We start from the raw sequence: 23,064 nt of genomic DNA, 5'->3' as shown, positions 1-23,064 counted from the left end.
GTTTATGGTCTACTTCGGCGCGAGCACCATAAGCATCTGCCGGCCTTCAAGGCGCGGAAAGGCTTCGATCTTGGCAATTTCTGCCACGTCGTCCTGCACGCGCTTGAGCAGGTCCATGCCCAATTCCTGGTGCGCCATTTCGCGGCCACGGAAACGCAAGGTAACTTTCACCTTGTCACCCTGTTCGATGAACTTGTTCACACTGCGCATCTTCACGTCATAATCATGCGTGTCGATGTTGGGACGCATCTTGATCTCTTTGATGTCCTGCGTCTTTTGCGTTTTGCGGGCTGCGTTAGCTTTCTTCTGCGCTTCGTAGCGGTATTTGCCAACGTCGAGGAACTTTGCCACCGGCGGGTCCGCATTCGGAGAAACCTCTACCAGGTTGAGCCCAAGCCCGTTGGCTTGCTCCATGGCTTCGCGCGTGTACATGACGCCGAGGTTCTCCCCCTCATGGTCGATCACGCGCACTTTTTCGGACTGGATGAAAGTATCGAAGCGAGGGCCGCTTTTAACGGGCGGGGCCATCGAACGCCGAGGTGGACGGGCTATGTGTGTTCTCCTGTTACAGCCTGATTCTGTTGTTGGCTGGCTATGTAGGGGTAATGTGCGGCGAAGGCTAGGGGTTACGCAGCTTCGCGCCACAGCGGCAGTTGCACCAGTCTGCCCTTGGCTGCGAGCACGGCGTCGATGCTGCTCGCGGGGCTCAGCGCGGCGCGAATTTCGGGAGCGCCGGCATCCATTCCGCCGGTCAGCGCGCCAAACGCGGGCAAGATCATCCGGTCGCCGCTATTCGCATTGCGGCTCAACACGCCGCAAACCCGGCTGATATGGCGATCGCGCACTTTGACGCGCACCTTGGGGTGGAAGTGCCCAGACAGCTCAGGCCGGATCTCTCCTGCCTTGGCGATGTGGCGCAGCACTATCCCGCTGATTTCAACCTCGTCTGCAAGCTCGCCGCCGAAAGAACGATGCATGTGCTCGTCATGATTACCGGTGATCCAGACCCAGTCGAGCGCGCGGGTCAGCCCCTCCAGCATGCCTGCCGCAAAAGGATCCAGTCGCGAAGTGCCTTCGCCATCGTGGAAATTGTCACCCAGCGTGATCACGCGCCGCGCACCGGTTTGCTTGACCGCGTCGGCCAACCGCTCCAGCGTTTCGCGGCTGTCATAGGGCGGCAGCATCTGACCATGGCCCGCATACCAGCTCGCCTTTTCCAGATGCAGGTCGGCCACCAGCAAAGCTTGTTCGCGCGGCCAGTAGAGCGCGCGGCCATCGACCAGCAGCATTTCCTGATGTGCGAACGAAACGGGAACCATTACTTTGACTTGCCGTGCCTTCCATGGTTTGGCAAGTGCGCAGTTGGTTGATGTTGATCAAAGACCAAGCCGTACCGTGCAGGATAGGGGCGGCGAACCAAACCGAGGGAATTTCATGACCGATTGGACTGCACAAACCGCGCAAGCGAAACAATGGTTCGAAAGCTTGCGAGATCAAATCTGCGCAGAATTTGAGGCCATTGAGCGCGAAGCAGGCTCAGATGCCAGCTTTGAATACACGCCATGGCAGCGCGAAGAGGAAGGCAATCCGGATCCTGGCGGCGGTGTTCAGGGCTTGATGAAGGGCAAAGTGTTCGAGAAGGTCGGGGTTAATGTCTCGACCGTCAAAGGCAGTTTCGCACCTGAATTCGCCGCAACGATGAACGGGGCATCGGCGGAAAACCCCGGCTTTACCGCAACAGGGATCAGCCTGGTTGCGCATATGGCGAACCCGCATGTGCCAGCGGTACATATGAACACGCGCTTCCTGACGACCCAGTCGGCCTGGTTCGGTGGTGGAGCGGATTTGAACCCGCCGATCCCTTATGAGGAAGATACGTCAGACTTTCACGCGCGTTTCCGCGCGGCCTGCATGGCGCATAACCCGACCTATTACGAGCGGTTCAAGAAATGGGCGGACGAGTATTTCTATATCCCGCATCGCGGCGTGCATCGCGGGGTAGGAGGCATCTTTTACGATCATCTTGAGTGCGAGGACGATGCGGGTTTTGCACGCCATTTGGCATTTACGCAGGACGTCGGCAAAACGTTTCTCGATATCTTTCCGCAGCTGGTTCGCCGCCGGATGGGCAGCGGTTTTACTTCGGATGACAAGCAGACGCAGCTTGCATGGCGCGGTCGCTATGCCGAGTTTAACCTGGTCTATGACCGGGGCACACTGTTTGGTCTGAAAACCGGCGGCAATATCGATGCGATCCTGATGAGCTTGCCACCCGAAGCGGTGTGGAGTTGACTACTTCTCCGCTTCAGCGGTTCCTTCGGGCGCATAGACGCGGACCCAGTCGACCAGCATAGCGATCTCGCCCGTCTTGATCTTATCGACCGTTTCTGCTGGCACGCCCACATATGGCTCGGTCAATCCGTTGGTTTTGAACGGGTAAATACCGCCAACCGCAAAGTTCAGAATCAAGTGCTGCGGCGTGTCGAAGCGCCATTTGCCATAGTGAGCGACCATAGAACGCGTGGCCCGATAGATCAGCTTTCCATCAACTTCGAAAGTAATCACGTCGTCTGTCCATTCGACGGCATAAGTGTGCCAGTCGGTCGCATCGGTTCCCTCAGGAAAATAGGACTTGTTCACAAACGGCGTATCACCAGAGTAATTAGTCCCGTGCATGGCTACGCCAATCCAGTCCTTCTCCCCGACATATTCCATGATGTCGATCTCACCGGTCGTGGGCCATTGGCCATTACCCAGCAGCCACCATGCCGGCCAAACACCTTCGGCGTCCGGTAGTTTGATGCGCGCTTCTGCGCGACCATGGGTGAAGTCGAACTTGCCCTTGCTGTGGATCCGCGCGGAAACGAAGTCCGCTTTGCGTTCTGTGTTGGGATCGATGCCTGGTTGAAACAGCGGGCGTAGCATCAAGGCGCCGTCGTCTGCCCCTGCAACGCCAGTAACAATACTCAATACTGCAGGGTCATCGATGTAAACTTGCTGCTCGTTGTTGAACCAGATTTCAGGGCCGACCACAGTCCACAATTCTCGGTCGAGCACTTCGCCGTTGAATTCATCAGACATTAGAAGAGTTCGCTGAGATTGCGCGGTACCCGCGGCTTCGTCCTGAGCGGACAGCGAGCTGGTAATAGTTCCCATAGCCAGTGCGCCACCCAAGGTTGCAGCGATCAATCCTGATTTTAGCGGCATATGTGGCCCTTTCCACAAGTTGTTAACGCTCACATTATCTTCATGACTGTAAAAGTCCAGATTGAGTTTTCGTTTTAGCGCCAGCGATATTTTGCATTGCAATAAGTCGCGCTGCACCGCAAATCTATGGGCGCAATGCTACGCCAGTACGAACTTGTTGAACGGGTCCTGGATTATGACCCTGACGCCGATGAAGCGGCGCTCAACCGCGCGTATGTCTACACCGTGCAGAAGCATGGCAGCCAAAAGCGCGCCAGCGGTGATCCCTATTTCAGCCATCCGGTCGAAGTCGCTGGCTTGATGACTGACCTGAAACTTGATCAGCAGACCATCATCACCGCGCTGCTGCATGACACAGTTGAAGACACGCTCGCCACAATTGATGACATCGAAGCCAATTTCGGGACTGACGTAGCGCGGCTAGTCGATGGTGTGACCAAGCTGTCCAAGATCGAGCAGATGCCGGAGAATGAGCTTGCGGCAGAAAACCTACGCAAGTTCCTGCTCGCCATGTCAGAGGACATCCGCGTCCTGCTCGTCAAGCTGGCAGACCGATTGCACAACATGCGCACGCTGCATTTCATCAAAAGCTCTGAAAAACGCCAACGGATCGCGCGTGAGACGATGGATATCTACGCCCCGTTGGCAGAGCGTGTGGGCATGTATGAATATATGCGCGAGATGCAGCTGCTTGCCTTCGAGCAGCTCGAGCCTGAAGCTTACAAGACCATCACAGACAAGCTTGCAGAATTGCGCAGCAAGGATGGCGGACAGGTCGATGCGATTGCGCTCAAGATCAAGCAAAGGCTGGCCGAAGCCGGGCTTGCTGTCGAAATATCGGGCCGGGAAAAGCATCCCTATTCGATCTGGAAAAAGATGGCCGAGCGGCATGTGTCGTTCGAACAGGTCACAGACATCATGGCCTTCCGTGTCATCTGCAACAATGAAGCCGATTGCTACGCCGCTTTGGGTGCGCTGCACACCACGTGGCAATTTCTGCCCGGCAAGTTCAAGGATTACATCTCGACGCCCAAATCAAACAGCTACATGTCGCTGCACAGCTCGTTGATGTATGAAAACTCGATGCGCGTAGAGGTGCAGATCCGCACGCGCGAGATGCACAGCCGCAACGAGTTCGGGCTGGCCGCGCATTGGGCATACAAGCAACACGACAAGGCCGACGGACAGGTTAGCTGGCTGCGCGACCTGATCGAAATCGTCGATGCGAGCCACGATGCGGACGAGCTGCTCGAGCATACGCGCATGGCGATCTATCAGGACCGCATCTTTGCCTTCACACCCAAGGGCGGGCTGTTCCAGCTACCCAAGGGTGCCTCGCCAATCGATTTCGCCTTTGCCGTGCATACCGATCTGGGTGCGCAAGCGGTTGGCGCAAAGATCAACGGCCGCCATATGCCGCTGCGCACACAGCTGCAAAACGGCGACGTGGTTGAGATCATCAAAGGCAAGGAAGCCGAGCCGCAATTGTCCTGGCTGGGCTTTGTCGTCACCGGCAAGGCACGCGCCGCCATTCGCCGCGCCTTGCGACTGAAAGAGCGCGCCGAGATCGCAGAGATTGGCGCGAAACTGTTCGACGAGATCGCAACGAAAGTGCCCGCGCGTATCGGCAAGAAGGCGCGAAAACTGGCGGTCGAACGGCTCGAACTGATGGATGAGGAGGACATGATGTTCGCCATCGGCGCGGCCAAGCTGTCCGATCGCGAAGTGATGGAAGCGCTGGTTCCCGGATGCACGGCGGATATCGACGAAGATGACGACTGGACCCGCCGCGAGCACGCGATCTCCATTCGCGGCCTTACGCCTGGTGTGGGGTTCCAATTGGCCGATTGCTGCCACCCTGTGCCGGGGGACAGGATCGTGGGCTTGCGCAAGAAAGGCGAAGCGGTGGAAGTGCACGCCATTGGCTGCTTTGAATTGGCGAACGGCGAGGATTCCAACTGGCTCGACCTATCCTGGGGGTCGCGTTCGCAAGGCGCCGTGGGCCGCTTGCGCGTAACGCTGTATGACAGGCCGGGCACGCTGGCGGAGATGGCGGGCATATTTGCGCAGAACCACGTGAATGTGAAAATGCTGGAGCAGGTTGAGACCGACCACCCGTTCACCACGTATGAGATCGACAGCGAGGTGCAGGATCTGGCGCATTTGACGCGTATTCTCAGTGCTTTGCGCGCGAGCGATTCGGTCGCGCAGGCGGAGCGGATCTAGAGCAGCTCCAATTTCAGCTCGATCGCATCGCCCTCGGCCAGGTCTTCAGCGCGCATCACTTTCTTGCTGACCAGCAAAATCCACTCGGTGGACTTCTCTTGCGGAAAAACCGAGCTCTTCCAAACCGTATCACCGATCCGCGCCATGACTTTAACAGAGCCGAACCCGCGCCGCGTGCCGTACTCCAGCCGTTGCATCAAAGCGTGCCCAGCAATGTGCTCCGCCTGATCGCCCGTGATCGAGACGAGATGATAGACTGCCTTTTCGCCGCGCCAGCATTTCAGGGACGCGTTCACTTTCATCGTTTCAGCCATTGGGCGCTGGGCGAACAGGAACCGGGATGTTGCAGATATCCGCGCCGCCTGCCGGTAAAATGAAGAACGGATCGCGGCGGTTGGCACGTGCTTCGGCATATTTGGCGAAGGTCTCGCTCTCGGTGGAGAGGTATTCGTAGTCGTACGTCAGTCCTGCGGGTGCGGTTTCAGATTCGAGAAGATCCGCCGCCACATCGATCGACAGGATCGGGGTGCGCTTGTCGAACTCGTCCTCAGCATAGAAGCCCAGCTCACCCTTGCCGCGGGGCAGGCTGGACAGATACTCTATCCCTTCGATCACCCGGCCGACCAGTGCGATATTGCGATCAAGGTGCCGCGGAGCATGGCCGATCACGGTGTAGAGTTCTGCGCCGCTGCCGGTGTCCGGCGATAGGTTACGCCCCACGCCGACCATGCCGTAGCAATGGACGGGCCACCATTGCGTGTCCGAATACCCGAGCTGCCAACCTCTGAAGTGTCCGGAAGATTTGCCGTATGAGTCTTTATGCCACCACTCTTGGTCGATCGTTAAAGTTGTAGTTAACAGGTTTTTGAGTGGCTCATCGTTGGTATACTCATCCTCCCCCATCACCTTCAGCCCATCGGGCAGTGTTTTTTTCTCTCCGTCGCTTTCTGGATTGTCGTAATTGGGATCGCCCCATTGCACGACGTAATTGTCCTGCACACGGTTGACGCTGATCCCGTCGTACCACCCCTCCCGCGCAAGCAGCTTGATATTGTGCACCCAGCCCTGGCTGAATGGTGCGGGCATCAGCTGGATAATGACTTCGCGCGGATTGCCCTCGGCATCGGGCGCTAGTCGCATGACCAGCAGATCTTCTGTCGGGATGGCCACCCACTCCTCCACCGAAGCTTCTTCGACGATCTGATTGGGCGACAGAGCCTCCTTCGGCTCCTCCTCTGCAAGAACAATCGCGGAAAGGGTGAACGTGGCGATAAATGCGGCCACCGGGCAATTCATGATTTTCTTCATGTTTTCAGACCTGCCATCTCGCGCCTTGCGAAGCAATCGTTTCAAAGCTAGAGCGCGCGCTTCTTGTTGGGCCTGCCGCGCTTTGCGGTACTTGAGCCCGAGGTCACCGCAAGGCGACCCTCGCACTCAAGTAACCAAGTGGTAGCGCAAATGGGAACGCGGAGACGTGGCCGAGTGGTCGAAGGCGCACGCCTGGAAAGTGTGTATACGGTAACCCCGTATCGTGGGTTCGAATCCCACCGTCTCCGCCATTTTATCTGTAAATAAACGATAAAAGGTGCTGGCGAGGGATTGTTACCAAAACCGTTCCCTAAAAGAAGCGTGGGTAGCGAGCCGAACAACTACCATCTACTTCGCACATCAAGACCCCACCCATTTAGGGCCTGTCCTCTGGTGGCTATGGGTCCTCTCCAACTCTCCCCTCGTCTCGGTCTTGAAACTCTTTCTATCGAACGAAGCCAGCTAGGTAATCCGAATACTCAACCTCGAATCCATTATCCGTTGCCCATTGACGCAGTTCTGGTGAAGCATCTCCGTATAAACATAGGCGAGCTCCCTTTGTTCGGCTCACCACCTCAGAGATGAATTCTCCAGTCGCAAAGCGATCGGCATGAAAAAGCATCGCTTTGCTATCGGCGTGGGTTTCCCAGTAGGTCAGCAGCTTTTCATCTTCGCTAAGGTAAATGTTGTATACGAGAGTCTGCGGCTCTTCCTTCTGGTTACGGTCCACCATCTGCTTTGCAATGTCCCGCAATTCTTCTGATTTTCCGTCTGCCACTTGAAGCTCGTAGAAAACGTTAATTTGAGTTGAAGACATAGCGACCTCTCTAGCCTATGGTTGATCCGATCTCTCTTAAATGAGATCACTCCAGACGGCTAGTTCTCTATCTTGGGAGGGAGGAGGCTGGTAGCAGCCGTTGCTAGGGTTCCGTGATCGTGAAAAAGACAATGTTGAGGTTAAAAAAACTCAAAATAATCATAACTATCCAATCAATAGCTTGCTACATCTACTGATGGGTAAATTGCGATTACGATGGTAAGTCCTTCAAAAAATTCAGTTAGTCAGGGGATAATAATGCTTAAGAAACTGAAAGTCGTCGCGCTTGGCTTAGTCACATTAAGTATCACTGCATGTCAGCAGACTACTGATGATGCCGAGATCATAGAAGCTGCGCGCGCTGGATATGCCGCATTCCAGCAGGGAGACATGGAGGCATGGGCTGAAACGCAATCAAGCGATGTGGAGTGGATTGCTCCGAAAAGCCTTCCCTATGCGGGGACTTATTACGGCCCGCAGGAAGTGATGGATAATGTCTTCGCTCCAATCCTGCAGTTATGGCCTGATTTTCGAGTCACGGACGTAGACTACAAATCGAGTGGGAATACTGTTTTTATCACTACCAAGATTTTTGCCGGAGGGGCGGAGAGTGATTCGATTCATGTTGCCACAATCGAAGACGGGAAATACGTGAAGTTTCAGATCTATGACGATGGTGGCTTTATGATGCAGTCGGCCACGACAGACGAACCGCAATAGACCAGTAGCTTTTTTTGAAAGCGATTTAGACAACCATCTTTATCCGACGGTGCCTTTCTATCGGTACTTCGGGATCTGGAATGCGCGGAAAACCTATCACGCGTCGAAAAACCCGGCGAGCCTCGGGTCATTCTTGCTGGTCACAAGAAAATGATCGAAGAGCAATGCGTCCAGTCAGGCAAAGTTCAACTCCCAGTTCATATTGCTGGGCATGCTCTGGCGTATAAAATGTTAGCGCGCCAAGGAGCAATCGAATTTTAGGCAGCGTACGAAGACGAGTTGGCGCTCGAATGGCTCCACCGCCATTTATATATGTAAATAAAATATAAGGTTTCCCGAACAGGGCTTGTTACTAAAACCTTTCCCTAAAAGGAGCGTAGTTAGAGTCTACGTAGGAGGCGTCTGAGGCGAATATCTCGGTTTCGTTCCCGTCGATTCCGCTTGCTCTGAAGAATGCTTTGCCTTGATCTGTTCCGAAGACATGCGCGATCCGTCATGGCTCCAGCCTGGAGGGGCAAAAAGATAACACAGTCGCTGCCATAGGCTGAGACCGCGCTGCATCTGATCTTTCACGATCGCCCAGTATTCATGGAAAATGATCACGAACGGATTGAGTGTTTCAAGGTTCTTCACGAGACCAAAATCGACCTTTTCCTTTTCGGGCGTGAAAGTGCCAAACATACGATCCCAGATGATTAGCGTACCGGCGTAATTGGCATCAAGATATTGCGGATTGCGGCCATGGTGCACCCGGTGATGGGAGGGCGTATTGAAGACGAATTCAATCCAGCGTGGCAGCTTGTCCACTAACTCTGTGTGCAGGAAGAACTGGTAGGTCGCATTAAGCACGCCGCAGAACAGCACGACCACCGGATCAAAACCGAGCAGTACCAGCGGCACCTTGAACATCATCGTGCCTGTGAAATGCTTGGTCCAGCCTTGCCGCAACGCCACTGAGAAATTGAACTGCTTGCTCGAATGGTGGGTGACGTGCATCGCCCAGCCCCAGCGCACGCGGTGTACAACTCGGTGATGCAGGTAAAACCGCAGGTCGTCGAGGATGAAGCAGGCGATCAGCGAGGCGATCGAAAGCGGTATCGAAAACAGCTGGTAATTCACCGCCCAGAACAGCACCAGCACGGTAAGGAAGGCGGTCGCGCCATTGGTCACCGCGCTGACCAAGCCCATCCCGATCGAGACCAAATTGTCCTTCCAGTCACCGCTTCGGTTCTCATGGTGGAAGTGGTTGAACAGCGATTCAAAAACGATGCTGCCGAGGTAGAGAGGCACTACGATCAGCCCGATGTTCGACTGGACGATGGCTTCGAGTGTCATGGCAGTTACCTCCCGGACTTTATCGCGTCAAAAGCTATCCAAACCTTTACCTGAAAAAAATTGAATAGTTTTACAATATTTGATACAATTAAGAACATATGTACGATCTTCGCTTCATGCGCCACTTCGAGGCTGTCTACCGCCACCTCAGTTTCTCAGCGGCAGCCGAAGAGCTGGGACTGACCCATTCGGCCATAACAAAAAGTATTAAGACGCTTGAGGCGGACTGGGCCACGCAGTTGTTCCATCGTACGACGCGCACTGTCGTCGCAACCGAAGCAGGTAAGAAGCTGTATCCCCAAGCGTTGGAGTTGCTGGCTTTTGCTGCCAATGTTCGCGAAACGACCACATCGGGAGGGCATGAACTCAATATCGTGAGCGGGCCAGGCGTGATTGAGGGCATGATCCACCCAGCGATCATCAAGTTCGCGCGCACCTTTCCTAAGACCCGTATCAATGTGTCGACCATGCCGCCGCATCTCGCAGCCGAAGAGCTAATTCAGCGCCGCATCCACCTGCTGATCTACCATCAGGCAAGCCTTTCCGGCCTACCGCACAAGCAGCGCATGCGTGTGACTGAAGTCATCGATGAGCCCTATTGGATGATCTACCGCAAGGGCCACCCGGTAGGCCAGTACCGCGCCGACCTAGGGGACGTCCTGCGATACCAGTGGGCAATCGCCGGCTTCGACCAGCTCTTCGAACGCTCATTGCCCGAAGATCTCCGTCAACTACTGCTTGATCACGGCGCCCCGCACTACCGATTGCTGAGCCAGGCTGCGTGCATCGAACTTGCCAAGCAATCCGACATTCTCACTACCCTTCCCGAAACCGCAGCGCGCAATGCGATCGCTGAGGGCACGATTGAAGGCCAGCCCCATCCTGGCGGCTTCCGTTTCACCATCGGTGCAGCGGTCCTTTACGACGCCAGTCGCGAGCAGACGGTTGAGCATTTCGTGGAGTGCTTGTAGCGCTGCGTTGATCCGGCATTGTCAAAGCAAACTGGCTGAGCGGGCGGGACGATGTTAGCCGTTCTGGATGAGCAAGTTCGACAACCCCTTCCGCTACTTCAACTCATCACCTGAGGTCATCCGCCTGGTCGTGACGATGTACGTCCGCTTCCCGTTGAGCTTGCGGAACGTGGAAGACCTGCTGTTCGAACGCGGTATCGACATCTGTCACGAAACCGTGCGGCTTTGGTGGAACCGCTTTGGGCCGTTGTTCGCAGCTGACATCCGAAGGCAACGAGTGAGCCGGATGCGTGGTTTCCGTCACTGGCGCTGGCACTTTGATGAGGTGTTCGTGAAGATCAACGGCGAGCGCCATTACCTGTGGCGCGCTTTCGATCACGAGGGCGAGGTCCTGGAGAGCTACGTCACCAAAAAGCGGGACAAATCTGCAGCTTTGCAGTTCTTCAAGAAGGCGCTGAAACGGCACGGTAGCCCAGCGACTATCGTCACAGATGGGCTGAAATCCTACCCTGCGGCGATGAAGGACCTGGGCGTTGAAGAGCGTCGTGAAATAGGGCGTTGGATGAACAACTGAAGTGAGAATTCACATCTGCCGTTCCGACGAAGGGAGCGCGTGATGCTCAGATTTCGACAAATGAAGTCATTACAGAAGTTCGCCTCAGTCCACGCCAATGTCCACAACCACTTCAACTCCGAACGCCATCTCGTAGATCGCCAGACTTACAAAGCCGCCCGCTCAGCCGCCTTGGCTGAGTGGCAAAACCTCATGGCCTGAAGCGCCAACGGGGTAGGGGCCTCTTTGCCAGGTGGAGAACGGTTAGCGTCCGACCGACAGCACCCTTTGGTTCAATGGTTCGATCAGAAGCCCACTGCATATACGATTTGAATAGGGACGAAATAATCAATGTATATGTGGAGTAAGGCAGCACCATTGATCTAGAATTTATAATACCCAAACCGCTACACAAAGCGGATGGTACCGCAAAATTGAGGCCGGTGTCTTTACACCACGCACCCCCCTAGTCGCAGCGGTGATCTTTCCAGAACCGCTCCCAACGCAACGCCCATCCGCCTGCAACCATGGAGCAGGAGAGGTCTCCACCCCGCGGAGAAATGCACCACGCTGCCGTGCGACTTCCAACGCCATCACCATCTGATCTGCAGCGCATGGCGGGACCTTTCACGAGAACGTGACCCTCAGGGCTGCGACCGATAGATTGGCCGACGAGGGCCACAAGGGCGTCACGGGCTTCTATTGCGCCTGCATCAGGGCAAGGTTGGTTCGTACGGCATGTACCATCCATCTCGCGCGCTGCGATGCCGGCAAGCCGTATACGAGGGCCTTCCTCGCACCATATCGGGCCGTCACCATCCCAAACCCGGATGGGCGTACAAATGAACTCCTCACCTGCTGGTACGATCGCCACTTGCGCTGCTAGAATAAAAGGAAGGATCAAAGGTCAATTTGCCTGACTGCTGGTTGCTTTGATTGACAACCATGAGAGCCATATCGCAGCGTTCTAAGTGATGTCATGGCTTTGAAAAGGCGACATTATAGACATTGACGAAATATGCCTTTTCCGATGCCGAACCTCCGTATTGATAATAGGCGAGCTCGTAACCACCGTCCTTATCAAAATCATCCACCGCAAGGAGGCGACCGTTCTCGTTGTTTGGTAGCGACGCGGTCAGCTTACCAAACTTCATCGAACCTTGGTTGAAGAATACAGCAAGTTGCCCATCGTACAGCCCGTGAATGATATCGACCTTACCGTCTCGATCGATATCGCGAAGGAAGAGGTCAGATGTCCATTCGAGGCGGTTAGCGCGGACATATCTATCCTCTTGGACCATAGCGCTAGGCGTCACATCGGCGAATTGCCCCGCATCATTCCTCAATACCTGTAGGTAGGTCCCCGCGTAGTAGGGTGAGATCCTTGAGTGGAGGAGCACCAAATCAAGGTCGCCATCGTTGTCCAGATCAACGCTTCTCGTTTCCAAATGCATGTTCGCATCCACCCCGTAGACGGTGGGTGGCAAGCGAACCTGCTGGGCAAAATCGAATGTGCCATTGTTGTTCATGAACAGCAGGCTGTAGGCTGATCCATGCCCAAAACCAGCGATAAGGTCAGAAAAGCCGTCTGCGTTAACGTCCGCCAAGTGGAGATCGAGCAGGAGGTTAAATCCCTCATTGCCGGTCGACCCAGAATTCACCATCGGGAGTTGAAGTAGGCGTTCCAGAAATGTGTCGCTCGAGACCCTGAAATTCCCACCCTCCTGCTGGATAAGGAACAGCGGAGCAAAACCACCAAAAGGGTTCCAGTTTCCGATCGCGATATCGTCTAGGCCATCCCCATTGATGTCGCCTGTCGCCATTGAGTGGGCATCTGTGGCGTCATCAGGGCGGTCTGGATTAGTCGTGATACGCGGGATGGCAGTTGAGATGCGGCCAATCACGTTATCTCTCTGCCCCAACAGCACGGCTGTTCCGTGAGCTTCCGGCTCGTTGTAAACGCCTGAAACATTGTGGGCGACGAAGAAAGCTGAAGGTTGTCCGGCGACCGATAGGATTGCCGATCTGCGTGCTCCGAAAACAGAAGGCAATTGAGCGTTGAGCGGCGCGCTATAGCTCAGGCGTCCGTTGGAGTTTGACAGGAGAACATAAGGCAGCGCTGCGTAAGCCGGAGTTCCATATGCTTTGTTGAGGGGAATGACTAACTCTGGGTAGCCATCCTTTTGAAAGTCGGCTGACAGACTTCCTTGCGGGAAGATGTCTGCGACAGCTGCGGGGTAGGTGACGCCTGCGTAAGTGTACTCTGGGACCCTATCGCTTGTGGCAAAGCGGTGGGCCTCATAATCGAACCTTAGTTCAACGAAAGGCGAAGGAGTGGGCGAGGGGGTTGGTGATGACGTTGGGTTGCCAGAATTGCTCGACGTCCCAGAGCCTCCGCCGCAACCGGCGAGGATGGCGGACATTAGTAGGATCGCTGGATATGCCGTCTGGAGAGCTGTCATCTAATGTCCTTTGCCATGGCCTCCATTCTAATGGCCCTCGGATCTGATACGAAGGGCCGGCTTTCAGCTTATACCCGACCTCCATCTATCGCAATTGATAGTGCTGCCTCCGCCAATGGGTATGAGGAACTGGTTCTCAGCTGATCCTTGGCGACAAAGCTGGTCATATTATGGCAATCGATCTCCGGATTGTGCCGATGTTAACGCTAATTTCGATAATCACTTCGACGCCGAACGTCATCTCTTCGAGAGAGGAGCCCACAAGACCCGACGCTCAGCTGCTTTGGTCGAGCAGCTGAACCGCCTTGCATGAACCAATAAGCGCGAAGGACAAGCTCTGCCTAGTGGAGACGGATTAAAGTTAGACTGACAGCACCAAGGTAAGCAAGCATCGGATAGATTGAGGCTTTTATTAATTGCCCTGCCTGCTCGGAGCGGTATGCTATAGATATTATATGGAACGTCATCCGATCGCATCCTTGCGATCAAAGCGGAGCAAAGGGTTGCGATGAAGATTTCCCTGAACTGCCGTCGCAGCCTGCTTACTGGGTCGGCCATTATGGCGCTGGCACTTGCCGCAGCAGCTACCCCGGCCCATGCCGTCGTCCCCGGCGAAAGGACCGATTCCGAAGAGATCGTCGATGACGAAGGTGTGTTTGACGGTGTCGGCATGATCGTCACTAACCGCGTCGGGACCGGAAGCGTCGGCATCTGCACCGGCACGCTGATCAACCCGCGCACCGTGCTGTTTGCCGCGCACTGTGTTAATGGTATTCCTGATACCGATTACGACGGCGAGAACGTCCGTGCCGCGGTCGGTTTCAACGTCGATGCCTTCCCAGGTCTCCTTAACTGGTTCGGCGCCAGCCAGAGTAATCCGTTGCTCAAGGTCTTCAACATCAACCGCATCTTCTACGATGAGCGCTCGCTGCAGAACCTAGGGGCACGGGGCTTCATTGAGGCCGATATCGCGTTGGCCAGCCTCGACACTCCGACAGCGGGCATTCCGATATGGGCGATCCTGTTCAGCACCCTGCCCGCTCCGGAAGCCATCGATGCGGTCACCGGCACCGGCTATCACGTTAACATCGCCGGCTATGGCGGCACCGGCAATGCCATTGAGGGCGCGGTCGAGGGGATCGATTTCCGCCGCCGTGCAGCCGAAAACATGCTCGGTGGTTTCATGTCGCTCGACGATCGTGACGCGGTGCTGTTTGGCCCGGCGGCACCGTTTTTCCCCCAGAACCTTTATCAGCTCGACTTCGATTCCCAGGAACGCGATGTCGTCCAAGACATCAACATTTTACGCGACGATGCGCTGCCCAATGAGGGCACTACTGCCGGCGGGGATTCGGGTGGCCCGCTGATACTTGACGCGGCAAATAACGCGATCACCAATGAAGATCTGATCATCGGCGTCCTATCGGGCGGATCGCGCGTTTTCAACGTGCCGTTCAGCTCGATCGGCACCACTAGCTTCTACCAGCCGTTATCGCTCTACTGGCAGTATATCGTCGAAACCAACCCCTACCGCTATGTCGGCGCGAGAGCCGGTGACGGCAACTGGGAAGACCCGGACCACTGGGAAACGCTCCTCGACCCGATGTACCGTGTGATCAACGCCGATGGCCAGATAGTGAATGGGCTGCCAACCACGCCGGAACTGGGCTTGAATGGCACCGAATTCGATTTCGGCGCGGTTTGCGTCGAGTTCGAAAGCCCGGGCGACTTTTGCACCGACGTCGCCACCGGAATTGCCGAAAGCACCTTTGCCCCTCCGACTGTCAGCACCGGAGGAGAAGGCGCTCTTAAGGCGGATTTGCATAACAACCCGGCCGAGCTTGACCTGAAAATGCTCGATGGGGGCGAGAATATTGCTACGCCGGCTAGCTTCGATCTTTCGATCCTAAGCGCTGCGGGCAGTTCCTCATCGGCGTTGCTCGAAACCTCGCAGGAGCAGGCGCAGAACGGCGTCGCCACCCTGCCCGCGCCGACGCTTTCCAACGGCCTGCCAGGTGCGACCGGCTTCGTGCCGAACAATATCGATCCGGTCGTAAGCGCGGATCCGGACGTTAATGTCCTGCCACGCTATTTCGACGTGACCCTCGATCAGAACGGGACTACCACGCTTTCCAGCTCGGTGACGATCGACAAACTGACGATCCGCGGCAATGCGGGCCTGACGATTGGCGCCGATGGCGATCTTACTTCGCTGATCGACATCAACCAGTTCGGCGGGATTACCACGGTCAATGGCGCGCTGACCTCGGTCGGCGACTACACGTTGTTAGCGGGCATGCTCGGCGGCACGGGAACGGTGACCGCGCCGTTCCTGACCAGCATAACCGGCATTTTCTCGCCTGGCACGATGGGAACCACCGGGACGTTGACGATCGACGGTAATGTAGTGATGTCATCGGGCAGCACTTTCCTTGCCGATATCACCGGCAGCGGCGCGTCGGACCTCATCGCGGTGACCGGCATCGCCAATACCGGTGGGGTCGTCGGCCTAGGTACTACCGGGCTAACCCAGCAGGTCAACGGCAATGGCCTGCAGTACACCATCCTCACCGCCGATGGCGGAGTGACGGGTGCTTTCACCGAAACCAGCCTGTCGGCAATACTCAGCCAGTCGTTCATCTATCAGGAAAACGCCGTACTGATGGAAATTGAAGCCGCAAGCTACGCTTCGGTCATCGATCTGAATGATCCGGTGCAGGAGGCCTATGCCCAGTTGTTCGACCAGAACCGGCCTAACAGCGTCCTGGCGGGCCTCTACGGGCTCGACTTTGCCAGCGTGGAGACCATCCGCAGCACCTTTACCTCGCTTGCACCGGTGAACGAACAGGCGGTTCGCTCGATCGCGGGGCAGACCCTCAACCTGCTGCAGAACTTCAATGATGCGCGCATGCGCGAGGCAGATCGCAGCAGGGCCGGCGGCAAGATTGCGGTCACCGGCACGCCGCTCAACGTGGTGCAGGCCGGGCTTTCTTCCTTCGGTCAGCCGATCGGCATGGACGCGATGGCGTTTCAAAGCGGTGCCGAAGAGACGGAGATGAGCGATGCTACGCTGCCCGAAGATGTCGCGATCTTCCTGTCCGGCGGTTTCGTGCGCGGCGATGTCGATTCGCTCCCCGGCTTCGCGCAGGAAACCCAAATCGAAGGCCTGTTCGTGTCGGGTGGAGTCGAATTCTACCCGCGTGAAGAAACCATGCTTGGTCTCGCCGGCTACTTCAATTCGCTAGATGCCGACACCCCCCTTGGCCAGCAGGTCGACAGCGAAACCTACGCCTTCTCGCTCTATGTGCGCCACAAGTTCACCGATGGTCCGGTGGTCGACGGGCAGTTCAGCATGGGCAGCATGGGCTTCGACACCACTCGCACGGTGCAGTTACTCGGCACCTCGCAGACCCTGACCTCGTCCACCGACGATCTGCTGGTCTCTGGAATGTTAGGCTTGTCCCATGATCTCGAAACCGGGATCGGCACGATCTCTCCGGGCATCGAAGGGCGCTATGCCAGCGTCGATCTGGGCGAAGTGCGAGAGGACGGCGGCATCACCGCTCTGGCAATCGAGCGTGACAGCTTCACCAGCGCTCAGGCGCGCTTCGGCTTCGACTATTCAAAGCATTCGAAAATGGTGCAGATCAACGCCAAAACCCAACTGGTGTGGGAATTTCAGGACGGCCCGCAACTGCTGGCGGCAAACTTCGCGTCGGGCATTGGTCCCAACGCCAATTTCGTGCTCGACACTGCGGATCACACTTGGGTAGAAATGGGCATGTCGGCCAATGTCGGTAACGGCCCCTTCCAGATGGGCCTTGGCTTCGAAACCAGCATAGGCCGCGACAGTGCCGAGGCCCGCGTTTTCCGCGCTTCAGCCACCTACCGGTTCTGATCTTCCGGATGCTTTACGAAAATAAAGGAGTAAAACGTGTCTAGCGCAGATGTGACCCTTCAGGCAGCAGCTGCTCAGATTAACCACGCGCGATCTGAGAAGACGCTTCGCCCTTCGATCGCGGGCTTCTTCGATGAGGGAACATTTACTGTAAGTTATGTAGTCCACGACCCGGATACGCTGGAGGCCGCCATCATCGATTCGGTCCTCGACTATGAAGCCGCAGCTGGTCGGACGTCTTGTGCCTCGGCAGATCGCATAATCGAATACGTGAATTCGAATAGTCTTAAAGTGACGTGGCTGATCGAGACGCATGTGCATGCCGATCATATCTCGGCCGCGCCCTATTTGCAGGAGAAGCTGGGGGGTAAGCTAGCGATCGGTGCAGAAATCGTCCGCGTCCAGGAAGTGTTCGGCAAGCTGTTCAATGCTGGTACGGACTTCGAGCGCGACGGCTCACAGTTTGACCAACTGTTCAGCGGTGGCGATACGTTCTGCATAGGGAAGATAGAGGGAATTGCGCTTCATGTTCCCGGTCACACGCCCGCCGACATGGCTTTTATAATTGGCGATGCCGCTTTTGTTGGCGACACCATTTTTATGCCAGACTTCGGCACGGCGAGGGCGGATTTTCCGGGTGGGGATGCCCGTCAACTATTCCAGTCTATTCGACGGTTGCTGTCATTGCCTGACGAAACCCGGCTGTTTCTTTGTCACGACTATAAGGCTCCGGGGCGTGACGAATTTGCATGGGAAACGACCGTTGGTCAGCAGCGCCGGGAAAACGTCCATGTAAAAGACGGTGTCAGCGAAGACGAGTTTGTCGCAATGCGGACGATCCGAGACGCGACCCTCGCGATGCCTAACCTCATTATCCCCTCTGTCCAGGTGAATATGCGGGGTGGGCGCCTCCCTGAGCCCGAGGACAACGGTGTCAGTTACATCAAGATCCCAGTCAACGCTGTCTAACGCGCAGTAAGCGAAGACTGAAAGTATGCTAGCCCGTTATCTCCCGATCCTAGAATGGGCGCGGACCGATAATCGTTCAGTTTTGACTAACGATCTGATGGCGGCCGTGATCGTCACCATCATGCTGATCCCTCAGACTCTTGCCTATGCCCTAACCTGCGATTGGCAGGTGGGTTTCGCTAACAGTAAGTCGACAAACCTTGTGCTTGTTTTTGGCCCAGAACTTGGCAGCATTAGGACGAGTCCCTGTCTGGAACTTGTAGATTCGCAGGCGTATTGCGATACTTTTCTGTAAAGAATCCGGCTAATAGCCGTATGACGAGAATTGGCTGTGCTCTAACGGCTGGCAAAGAAAACAAGGACATGCCGCTATGGGTAAGCTTTCCGGCATTACAGTTATCGATCTGACGCAGTTCCTGCCAGGACCGATGATGACGGTCATGATGGCGGATCAAGGTGCGGACGTTATCAAGGTCGAGCCGCCGTGCGGGGATCCTGCGCGTTTGCAGGAGCCATTCGATACTTATGACGATACGGAGCAATCGGTCTGGTTCGCAAACCTCAACCGAGGAAAGAGAAGCGTGGCTCTCGATTTGAAGGGTCAGGCTGGTCAATCCGCTCTGCGCGAGCTTATCAGAAGCGCTGACGTATTTGTTGAAGGTTTTCGACCAGGGGTAATGCATCGGCTGGGCTTTGATTATGAGAGCGTCAAAGCGCTAAAGCCTGACATCGTCTATTGTTCGATTTCGGCGTTTGGGCAGCAGGGTCCGTTGGCGCATCACCCCGCTCATGACATGGCAGTTCAGGCGCGTGCAGGTTTTCTGGCTGTCAATGACGGTCCTGATGGCACACCGGTGGTTCCTGGCGCAGCCAGCGCTGATCTCGCGGCTGGTCTCACCGCATTGTCGGCTGTGCTGATGGCGCTGCTAGGACGTGATCGGACCGGCGAGGGCGCCTATATTGATTGCGCTATGTTCGATAGCTTGCTGCCGTGGTGCGTTCACACAGCTGGGAGCGCTATTGCAGGCGGTACGAGCCCTGTCAGCCGGCGACAGCGTTCGCTTGGTGGTGCGGGTTTCTATCAGGTCTACAAGACTAGTGATGGCATGCATGTCGTGCTGGGAGGTAGAGAGATCAAATTTGCGCGCAATCTTTTGACTGCGCTTGATCGGGAAGATTTGTTGCCGGTGGCAGAAGCACCGGCCGGCGAACAAGATGAACTGATCGCCTTTTTGCGCGAAACATTCGCTACTAAGACCCGGGACGAATGGGTTGCCTGGTTCGCAGACAAGGATGTAGCGTTCGCACCGGTACTGGATTTCCGCGAAGCTCTGGACGAGCCGCATATCGCTGAACGGGCGCTCTGGATCCAAGCAGCAGGCGGTGGACATCACGTTGCGCCTTCCGTCCGATTCGCAGGCGAGGACTGGATACCGGGAAAGGTCCCGGGATTGGGCGAGAGCTGAAGCGAGCTATTTCGCGCTACGCTTCCGATCGAGCCTTCCGGGTTGAACCCATGCGGGCATTTACTGTGATGGGTCAGCCGTTATTGCGCCGCATCCCTTGCATGCTGAATCCTTAGCGATAGTCAGAGTGCGCATGCCGGGCTTCATCCCGTCCAGAATGTGCAGTTTGCCGAATTGCGGATCGCCAAAGGCGCTGACCCCTTGGAGCAGCGCGCGCACACCCTGCATCGCGCCGAAAGTTCCGGCCCAACCGGCCATTGCGCCCAGCATACCGTCTTCAGCGCAGGTGTCGCAGTCTTCAGCGTCGAATGCGTCACCTACGAAACAGCGATAGCAGGGCTGGCCAGGCAAGTGGCCCGCAAAGGCACCGACTTGACCCTGAAAGCGACCCACTGCTGCGCTGAGGAGCAGAACCGTCGTTGAAACGCACGCGTCGGACACAGCAAGCCGCGTGGCGAAATTGTCAGTCCCGTCCAACACCAGATCGGCGCTGCCAATCAGAGCTCCAGCGTTGTCCGAACCAATCCGGGTGTCGCTGATCTCTACCTGCAAGGTCTCGTCAAAGTTGGCGAGCCAGCGGCGCGCGCTGGTGGCTTTGCCATGGCCGACATCGCGGCTGGTGAAGATCGTCTGGCGCTGCAGATTGCTGGTATCGACCACGTCATCGTCGATCAGGGTGAAGTGCCCGATACCAGCTGCAGCCAGATATTGCAGGGCAGGGGAGCCAATGCCGCCAAGGCCAACAATCACAACATGTTTCTGCGTCAGTGCGACCTGCCCAGCGCCGCCGATTTCCGGCAACACGATATGCCGCGCGAAGCGGTCCAAACGCTGAGGAGAAAGCGGTGCAGAAGTCATGGGACAAGCTGTTTACAGCCTGTGCACAGCCTGTCGACTGCCCTGTGCATAGAGCTGTCGATCAGTCTGGGCATTTTATGTTGAAATTGTGTGCGAATTAACTCTCTAGCTGGCGCAAAAGGCTGCGTACGTCGCCGTCCATATCCGCATCGCGCTTGCGCAGATCTTCGATCAGGCGCACCGCGTGGATAACCGTCGAGTGATCGCGACCGCCAAACTTGCGGCCGATTTCAGGATAGCTGCGCGGCGTGAGAACTTTCGAAAGATACATCGCCACCTGACGCGGGCGAACCACGGCACGCGCGCGTCGCTTGGATGACATCTCGCTGCGGTCGATCCGATAGAACTGACAAACCGTGCGCTGGATTTCATCGATCGTGATCCGGCGGCGATTGGCCGACAGGATATCGGTCAGCTGTTCTTCCGCCAGATTGAGCGAGACTTCCTGTCCCGTCAGCTGCGCATAAGCGATCAACTTGTTGAGGCCGCCCACCAGCTCGCGCACATTGCGCGTAATCGTGCGAGCGAGAAAATCGACCACATCATCCGGCACGTTCAGCGGCGCGAAACGCGACAGTTTGGAGACGAGGATCTTGCGACGCAGTTCGATATCGGCGGGCTGGATATCTGCTACCAAACCCATCGACAGGCGGCTCAAGAGACGCGGCTCAACCCCGTCTAGCGCCTGCGGAGCGCGGTCAGCGGCGAACACCAAACGCTTGCCCTCGGCAAGTAGTGCATCGATCGTGTAGAGCAGCTCTTCCTGAGCGCTGGCCTTACCGATGATGAACTGAATGTCGTCCACCAACAGAAGATCAAAACTGCGCAGGCGCGCCTTGAATTCGATCATCTGGTTGGCTTTGAGTGCTTGCACGAATTCGACCATGAATCGTTCTGCGCTGCAGTAAAAAATGCGCGCACGCGGATGCGCCTGAAGATAGGCGTGGCCGATTGCGTGCAGCAGGTGTGTTTTGCCCTGGCCGGTCGCACCCTTGAGATAAAGCGGCGAAAATTGTGGCTGTTCGGTTGCGGCCATGCGCTCTGCGGCATTCTTGCCCAGAATGTTGGTTTCGCCGGTCACAAAGGCGGCAAAGGTCAGTGATGGGTCAAGGCCTACGGAACTGGTAAAGCCAGCCTCGCCAATGGTGCCGGCTGCAACTGCGATGGCACTGGTGTCTGCATCATTTGCGAGACGACGGCCATTGTTGAGCATAAGCCCGGGCAGTTGGCGACGGCCCGGGTGGACAGAGATGCGTACCTTGCGAACTTCGCTGCGCACAATCTTCCAGGCCAGCTGCAAACGTTCATGAAAACGATCGTTGACCCAGTTGGCGCTGAATTCGGTCGGGAGGAAAAGATCGAGTGTGCCCGACTCCTTGCATACACTGCCCAGCTGGATCGGTTTGATCCATTGACTGTGCAGTTGGTGGCCCAAATCCTTGCGCAGACCTTGGCTGATGTCAGCCCAGTCTGCAGCCAAATTCACCGCTTCCGCATCTTCCATCAAGTCTTCATCGATCTTGCGCTTTGTTGAACTGCCATTGTTATTATTTTGCGCCATTCCCCAACCTAATACCCTTTTAACCCCCGGAAGCGATCCGAGGTTGCATTCATGCCCCAAACTTGGACAAGCTTCGCAATTGGGCAGAGTCACTTCCTCTGCGCCTTGCCCATGTGCCCAAAAATGTAAATGTCCGAGATGTCCCGCCTCAGACAGCTATGTTTTATGAAGCCCTAGCGCTTAAGCGCAAGGACGTTTTCGTAAAAAAAACGAAATATTTCGGTTGACTCAGCTCTAACCCGCAGGCTTGCGTTGATGTTATTGATATAATGAGATTTTCGAGATTTGAGCGATGCGAATCGTGGAAACTCCTAGGGTTAGCGGTCTCGGAATTGTCAAATGCCGCGCAAAACAAAAGGGCCGAACCCGTTTCGGGCCGGCCCTTGTGAATGTCTCAAGCAAATTCGAAGCGCCGATTGACGCCTCGACGCCGGATCAGAGTGCAGCGACTCGCTTCGAGAGGCGCGACATCTTGCGAGCAACCGTGTTCTTGTGCATCACGCCGCGAGCAACGCCGCGCGCCATTTCCGGCTGAGCAGCTTTCAAAGCTTCGGCTGCCGCTGCCTTGTCGCCTGCTTCACATGCTGTTTCGACCTTCTTGACGAAACCACGGATACGGCTGACGCGCGCAGTGTTTACGTCGGCGCGGCGGTTATTGCGACGAATGCGCTTCTTTGCTTGTGGCGAATTGGCCATGTTTGTCCTTGCTTCTC

General features: G+C 56.2%; 19 protein-coding genes, 1 tRNA gene and 1 pseudogene. 9 read left to right on the top strand and 12 right to left on the bottom strand.

Features of this window, described 5'->3' with window-relative positions:
* Positions 1-9 precede the first annotated feature (9 nt).
* Positions 10-528, bottom strand: a complete 519-nt coding sequence (gene infC / locus QZ487_RS00575; protein WP_285975864.1) for a translation initiation factor IF-3 — start codon at positions 526-528, stop codon at positions 10-12.
* Positions 529-626: 98 nt separating this feature from the next.
* Positions 627-1,319 carry a ligase-associated DNA damage response endonuclease PdeM gene (gene pdeM, locus QZ487_RS00570; RefSeq protein WP_296022878.1) on the bottom strand — a complete coding sequence of 231 codons (693 nt, stop codon included), beginning with the start codon at positions 1,317-1,319 and terminating at the stop codon, positions 627-629.
* Between the two features lie 115 nt (positions 1,320-1,434).
* Here pdeM and hemF point away from each other — a divergent pair, with 115 nt between their 5' ends.
* Positions 1,435-2,292, top strand: a complete 858-nt coding sequence (gene hemF / locus QZ487_RS00565) for an oxygen-dependent coproporphyrinogen oxidase (protein ID WP_296022877.1) — start codon at positions 1,435-1,437, stop codon at positions 2,290-2,292.
* Here hemF and QZ487_RS00560 read toward each other — a convergent pair whose 3' ends face one another.
* Positions 2,293-3,207, bottom strand: coding sequence for a glycoside hydrolase family 16 protein (locus tag QZ487_RS00560; RefSeq protein ID WP_296022875.1), 915 nt, complete (start codon positions 3,205-3,207; stop codon positions 2,293-2,295).
* 135 nt (positions 3,208-3,342) lie between these two features.
* Here QZ487_RS00560 and QZ487_RS00555 point away from each other — a divergent pair, with 135 nt between their 5' ends.
* Complete coding sequence (locus QZ487_RS00555; protein ID WP_285977023.1) at positions 3,343-5,433, top strand: bifunctional (p)ppGpp synthetase/guanosine-3',5'-bis(diphosphate) 3'-pyrophosphohydrolase; 2,091 nt, start codon at positions 3,343-3,345, stop codon at positions 5,431-5,433.
* Here the strand turns inward: QZ487_RS00555 and QZ487_RS00550 are convergent.
* A complete protein-coding gene (locus QZ487_RS00550; protein ID WP_285975860.1) occupies positions 5,430-5,747 on the bottom strand; it encodes a DUF1905 domain-containing protein in 318 nt (105 codons plus the stop codon). The genes QZ487_RS00555 and QZ487_RS00550 overlap by 4 nt on opposite strands.
* The gene (locus tag QZ487_RS00545) at positions 5,740-6,741 is read right to left on the bottom strand and encodes a peptidylprolyl isomerase (protein ID WP_296022874.1); all 1,002 of its coding nucleotides are present in this window, start codon (positions 6,739-6,741) and stop codon (positions 5,740-5,742) included. Before QZ487_RS00545 ends, QZ487_RS00550 begins: the two co-directional genes overlap by 8 nt.
* Positions 6,742-6,901: 160 nt before the next feature.
* Here QZ487_RS00545 and QZ487_RS00540 point away from each other — a divergent pair.
* Positions 6,902-6,992: transfer RNA gene (locus QZ487_RS00540), tRNA-Ser, on the top strand.
* A 194-nt stretch (positions 6,993-7,186) separates the two neighbouring features.
* Here QZ487_RS00540 and QZ487_RS00535 read toward each other — a convergent pair.
* Positions 7,187-7,558 (bottom strand): hypothetical protein, encoded by a 372-nt coding sequence (locus QZ487_RS00535; protein WP_285975858.1) that lies wholly within the window; start codon positions 7,556-7,558, stop codon positions 7,187-7,189.
* 258 nt (positions 7,559-7,816) lie between these two features.
* Here QZ487_RS00535 and QZ487_RS00530 point away from each other — a divergent pair, with 258 nt between their 5' ends.
* The gene (locus QZ487_RS00530) at positions 7,817-8,278 is read left to right on the top strand and encodes a nuclear transport factor 2 family protein (protein ID WP_285975857.1); all 462 of its coding nucleotides are present in this window, start codon (positions 7,817-7,819) and stop codon (positions 8,276-8,278) included.
* Positions 8,279-8,665: 387 nt separating this feature from the next.
* Here QZ487_RS00530 and QZ487_RS00525 read toward each other — a convergent pair whose 3' ends face one another.
* Entirely contained in the window at positions 8,666-9,613 is a 948-nt protein-coding gene (locus QZ487_RS00525) for a sterol desaturase family protein (RefSeq protein ID WP_296022873.1), read from the bottom strand.
* A 98-nt stretch (positions 9,614-9,711) separates the two neighbouring features.
* Between QZ487_RS00525 and QZ487_RS00520 the strand changes: the two genes are divergently transcribed.
* Together QZ487_RS00520 and QZ487_RS00515 are read left to right on the top strand one after the other, a co-directional pair.
* Positions 9,712-10,584, top strand: coding sequence for a LysR family transcriptional regulator (locus QZ487_RS00520; protein WP_296022871.1), 873 nt, complete (start codon positions 9,712-9,714; stop codon positions 10,582-10,584).
* A gap of 67 nt (positions 10,585-10,651) precedes the next feature.
* Positions 10,652-11,359: pseudogene (locus QZ487_RS00515) on the top strand (IS6 family transposase).
* 244 nt (positions 11,360-11,603) lie between these two features.
* Here the strand turns inward: QZ487_RS00515 and QZ487_RS00510 are convergent.
* Positions 11,604-12,041 carry a hypothetical protein gene (locus QZ487_RS00510; protein ID WP_285975853.1) on the bottom strand — a complete coding sequence of 146 codons (438 nt, stop codon included), beginning with the start codon at positions 12,039-12,041 and terminating at the stop codon, positions 11,604-11,606.
* 73 nt (positions 12,042-12,114) lie between these two features.
* On the bottom strand, positions 12,115-13,599 hold the full coding sequence (locus tag QZ487_RS00505) for an FG-GAP-like repeat-containing protein (protein WP_285975852.1): 1,485 nt from the start codon (positions 13,597-13,599) through the stop codon (positions 12,115-12,117).
* A 508-nt stretch (positions 13,600-14,107) separates the two neighbouring features.
* Here QZ487_RS00505 and QZ487_RS00500 point away from each other — a divergent pair.
* From QZ487_RS00500 to QZ487_RS00490, 3 genes are all read left to right on the top strand, one after another.
* On the top strand, positions 14,108-17,497 hold the full coding sequence (locus QZ487_RS00500; protein WP_296022870.1) for an autotransporter domain-containing protein: 3,390 nt from the start codon (positions 14,108-14,110) through the stop codon (positions 17,495-17,497).
* A gap of 51 nt (positions 17,498-17,548) precedes the next feature.
* On the top strand, positions 17,549-18,466 hold the full coding sequence (locus QZ487_RS00495; RefSeq protein ID WP_285977022.1) for an MBL fold metallo-hydrolase: 918 nt from the start codon (positions 17,549-17,551) through the stop codon (positions 18,464-18,466).
* A gap of 371 nt (positions 18,467-18,837) precedes the next feature.
* A complete protein-coding gene (locus QZ487_RS00490) occupies positions 18,838-19,932 on the top strand; it encodes a CoA transferase (protein ID WP_285975850.1) in 1,095 nt (364 codons plus the stop codon).
* 60 nt (positions 19,933-19,992) lie between these two features.
* Here the strand turns inward: QZ487_RS00490 and QZ487_RS00485 are convergent, their stop codons facing one another.
* The 3 genes from QZ487_RS00485 to rpsT all read right to left on the bottom strand — a co-directional run bounded on the left by QZ487_RS00485 (position 19,993) and on the right by rpsT (position 23,047).
* Positions 19,993-20,790: a HesA/MoeB/ThiF family protein gene (locus tag QZ487_RS00485; RefSeq protein WP_296022868.1), complete on the bottom strand. Its 798-nt coding sequence runs from the start codon at positions 20,788-20,790 to the stop codon at positions 19,993-19,995.
* 97 nt (positions 20,791-20,887) lie between these two features.
* On the bottom strand, positions 20,888-22,351 hold the full coding sequence (gene dnaA, locus QZ487_RS00480) for a chromosomal replication initiator protein DnaA (RefSeq protein WP_285975848.1): 1,464 nt from the start codon (positions 22,349-22,351) through the stop codon (positions 20,888-20,890).
* Between the two features lie 435 nt (positions 22,352-22,786).
* Complete coding sequence (gene rpsT / locus QZ487_RS00475; RefSeq protein ID WP_285975847.1) at positions 22,787-23,047, bottom strand: 30S ribosomal protein S20; 261 nt, start codon at positions 23,045-23,047, stop codon at positions 22,787-22,789.
* Positions 23,048-23,064 lie beyond the last annotated feature (17 nt).

It is taken from the genome of uncultured Altererythrobacter sp. (genome assembly GCF_913057185.1).
Taxonomy (GTDB): Bacteria; Pseudomonadota; Alphaproteobacteria; order Sphingomonadales; family Sphingomonadaceae; genus Erythrobacter; species Erythrobacter rubellus.
This window is presented reverse-complemented; position numbering and strand designations above follow the sequence as displayed.

Excerpts from the sequence above, each read along its gene's own strand:
- infC (WP_285975864.1), bottom strand. The coding sequence starts at position 528 with ATGGCCCCGCCCGTTAAAAGCGGCCCTCGCTTCGATACTTTCATCCAG.
- pdeM (WP_296022878.1), bottom strand. The coding sequence starts at position 1,319 with ATGGTTCCCGTTTCGTTCGCACATCAGGAAATGCTGCTGGTCGATGGC.
- hemF (WP_296022877.1), top strand. The coding sequence starts at position 1,435 with ATGACCGATTGGACTGCACAAACCGCGCAAGCGAAACAATGGTTCGAA.
- QZ487_RS00560 (WP_296022875.1), bottom strand. The coding sequence starts at position 3,207 with ATGCCGCTAAAATCAGGATTGATCGCTGCAACCTTGGGTGGCGCACTG.
- QZ487_RS00555 (WP_285977023.1), top strand. The coding sequence starts at position 3,343 with ATGCTACGCCAGTACGAACTTGTTGAACGGGTCCTGGATTATGACCCT.
- QZ487_RS00550 (WP_285975860.1), bottom strand. The coding sequence starts at position 5,747 with ATGGCTGAAACGATGAAAGTGAACGCGTCCCTGAAATGCTGGCGCGGC.
- QZ487_RS00545 (WP_296022874.1), bottom strand. The coding sequence starts at position 6,741 with ATGAAGAAAATCATGAATTGCCCGGTGGCCGCATTTATCGCCACGTTC.
- QZ487_RS00535 (WP_285975858.1), bottom strand. The coding sequence starts at position 7,558 with ATGTCTTCAACTCAAATTAACGTTTTCTACGAGCTTCAAGTGGCAGAC.
- QZ487_RS00530 (WP_285975857.1), top strand. The coding sequence starts at position 7,817 with ATGCTTAAGAAACTGAAAGTCGTCGCGCTTGGCTTAGTCACATTAAGT.
- QZ487_RS00525 (WP_296022873.1), bottom strand. The coding sequence starts at position 9,613 with ATGACACTCGAAGCCATCGTCCAGTCGAACATCGGGCTGATCGTAGTG.
- QZ487_RS00520 (WP_296022871.1), top strand. The coding sequence starts at position 9,712 with ATGTACGATCTTCGCTTCATGCGCCACTTCGAGGCTGTCTACCGCCAC.
- QZ487_RS00505 (WP_285975852.1), bottom strand. The coding sequence starts at position 13,599 with ATGACAGCTCTCCAGACGGCATATCCAGCGATCCTACTAATGTCCGCC.
- QZ487_RS00500 (WP_296022870.1), top strand. The coding sequence starts at position 14,108 with ATGAAGATTTCCCTGAACTGCCGTCGCAGCCTGCTTACTGGGTCGGCC.
- QZ487_RS00490 (WP_285975850.1), top strand. The coding sequence starts at position 18,838 with ATGGGTAAGCTTTCCGGCATTACAGTTATCGATCTGACGCAGTTCCTG.
- QZ487_RS00485 (WP_296022868.1), bottom strand. The coding sequence starts at position 20,790 with ATGACTTCTGCACCGCTTTCTCCTCAGCGTTTGGACCGCTTCGCGCGG.
- dnaA (WP_285975848.1), bottom strand. The coding sequence starts at position 22,351 with ATGGCGCAAAATAATAACAATGGCAGTTCAACAAAGCGCAAGATCGAT.
- rpsT (WP_285975847.1), bottom strand. The coding sequence starts at position 23,047 with ATGGCCAATTCGCCACAAGCAAAGAAGCGCATTCGTCGCAATAACCGC.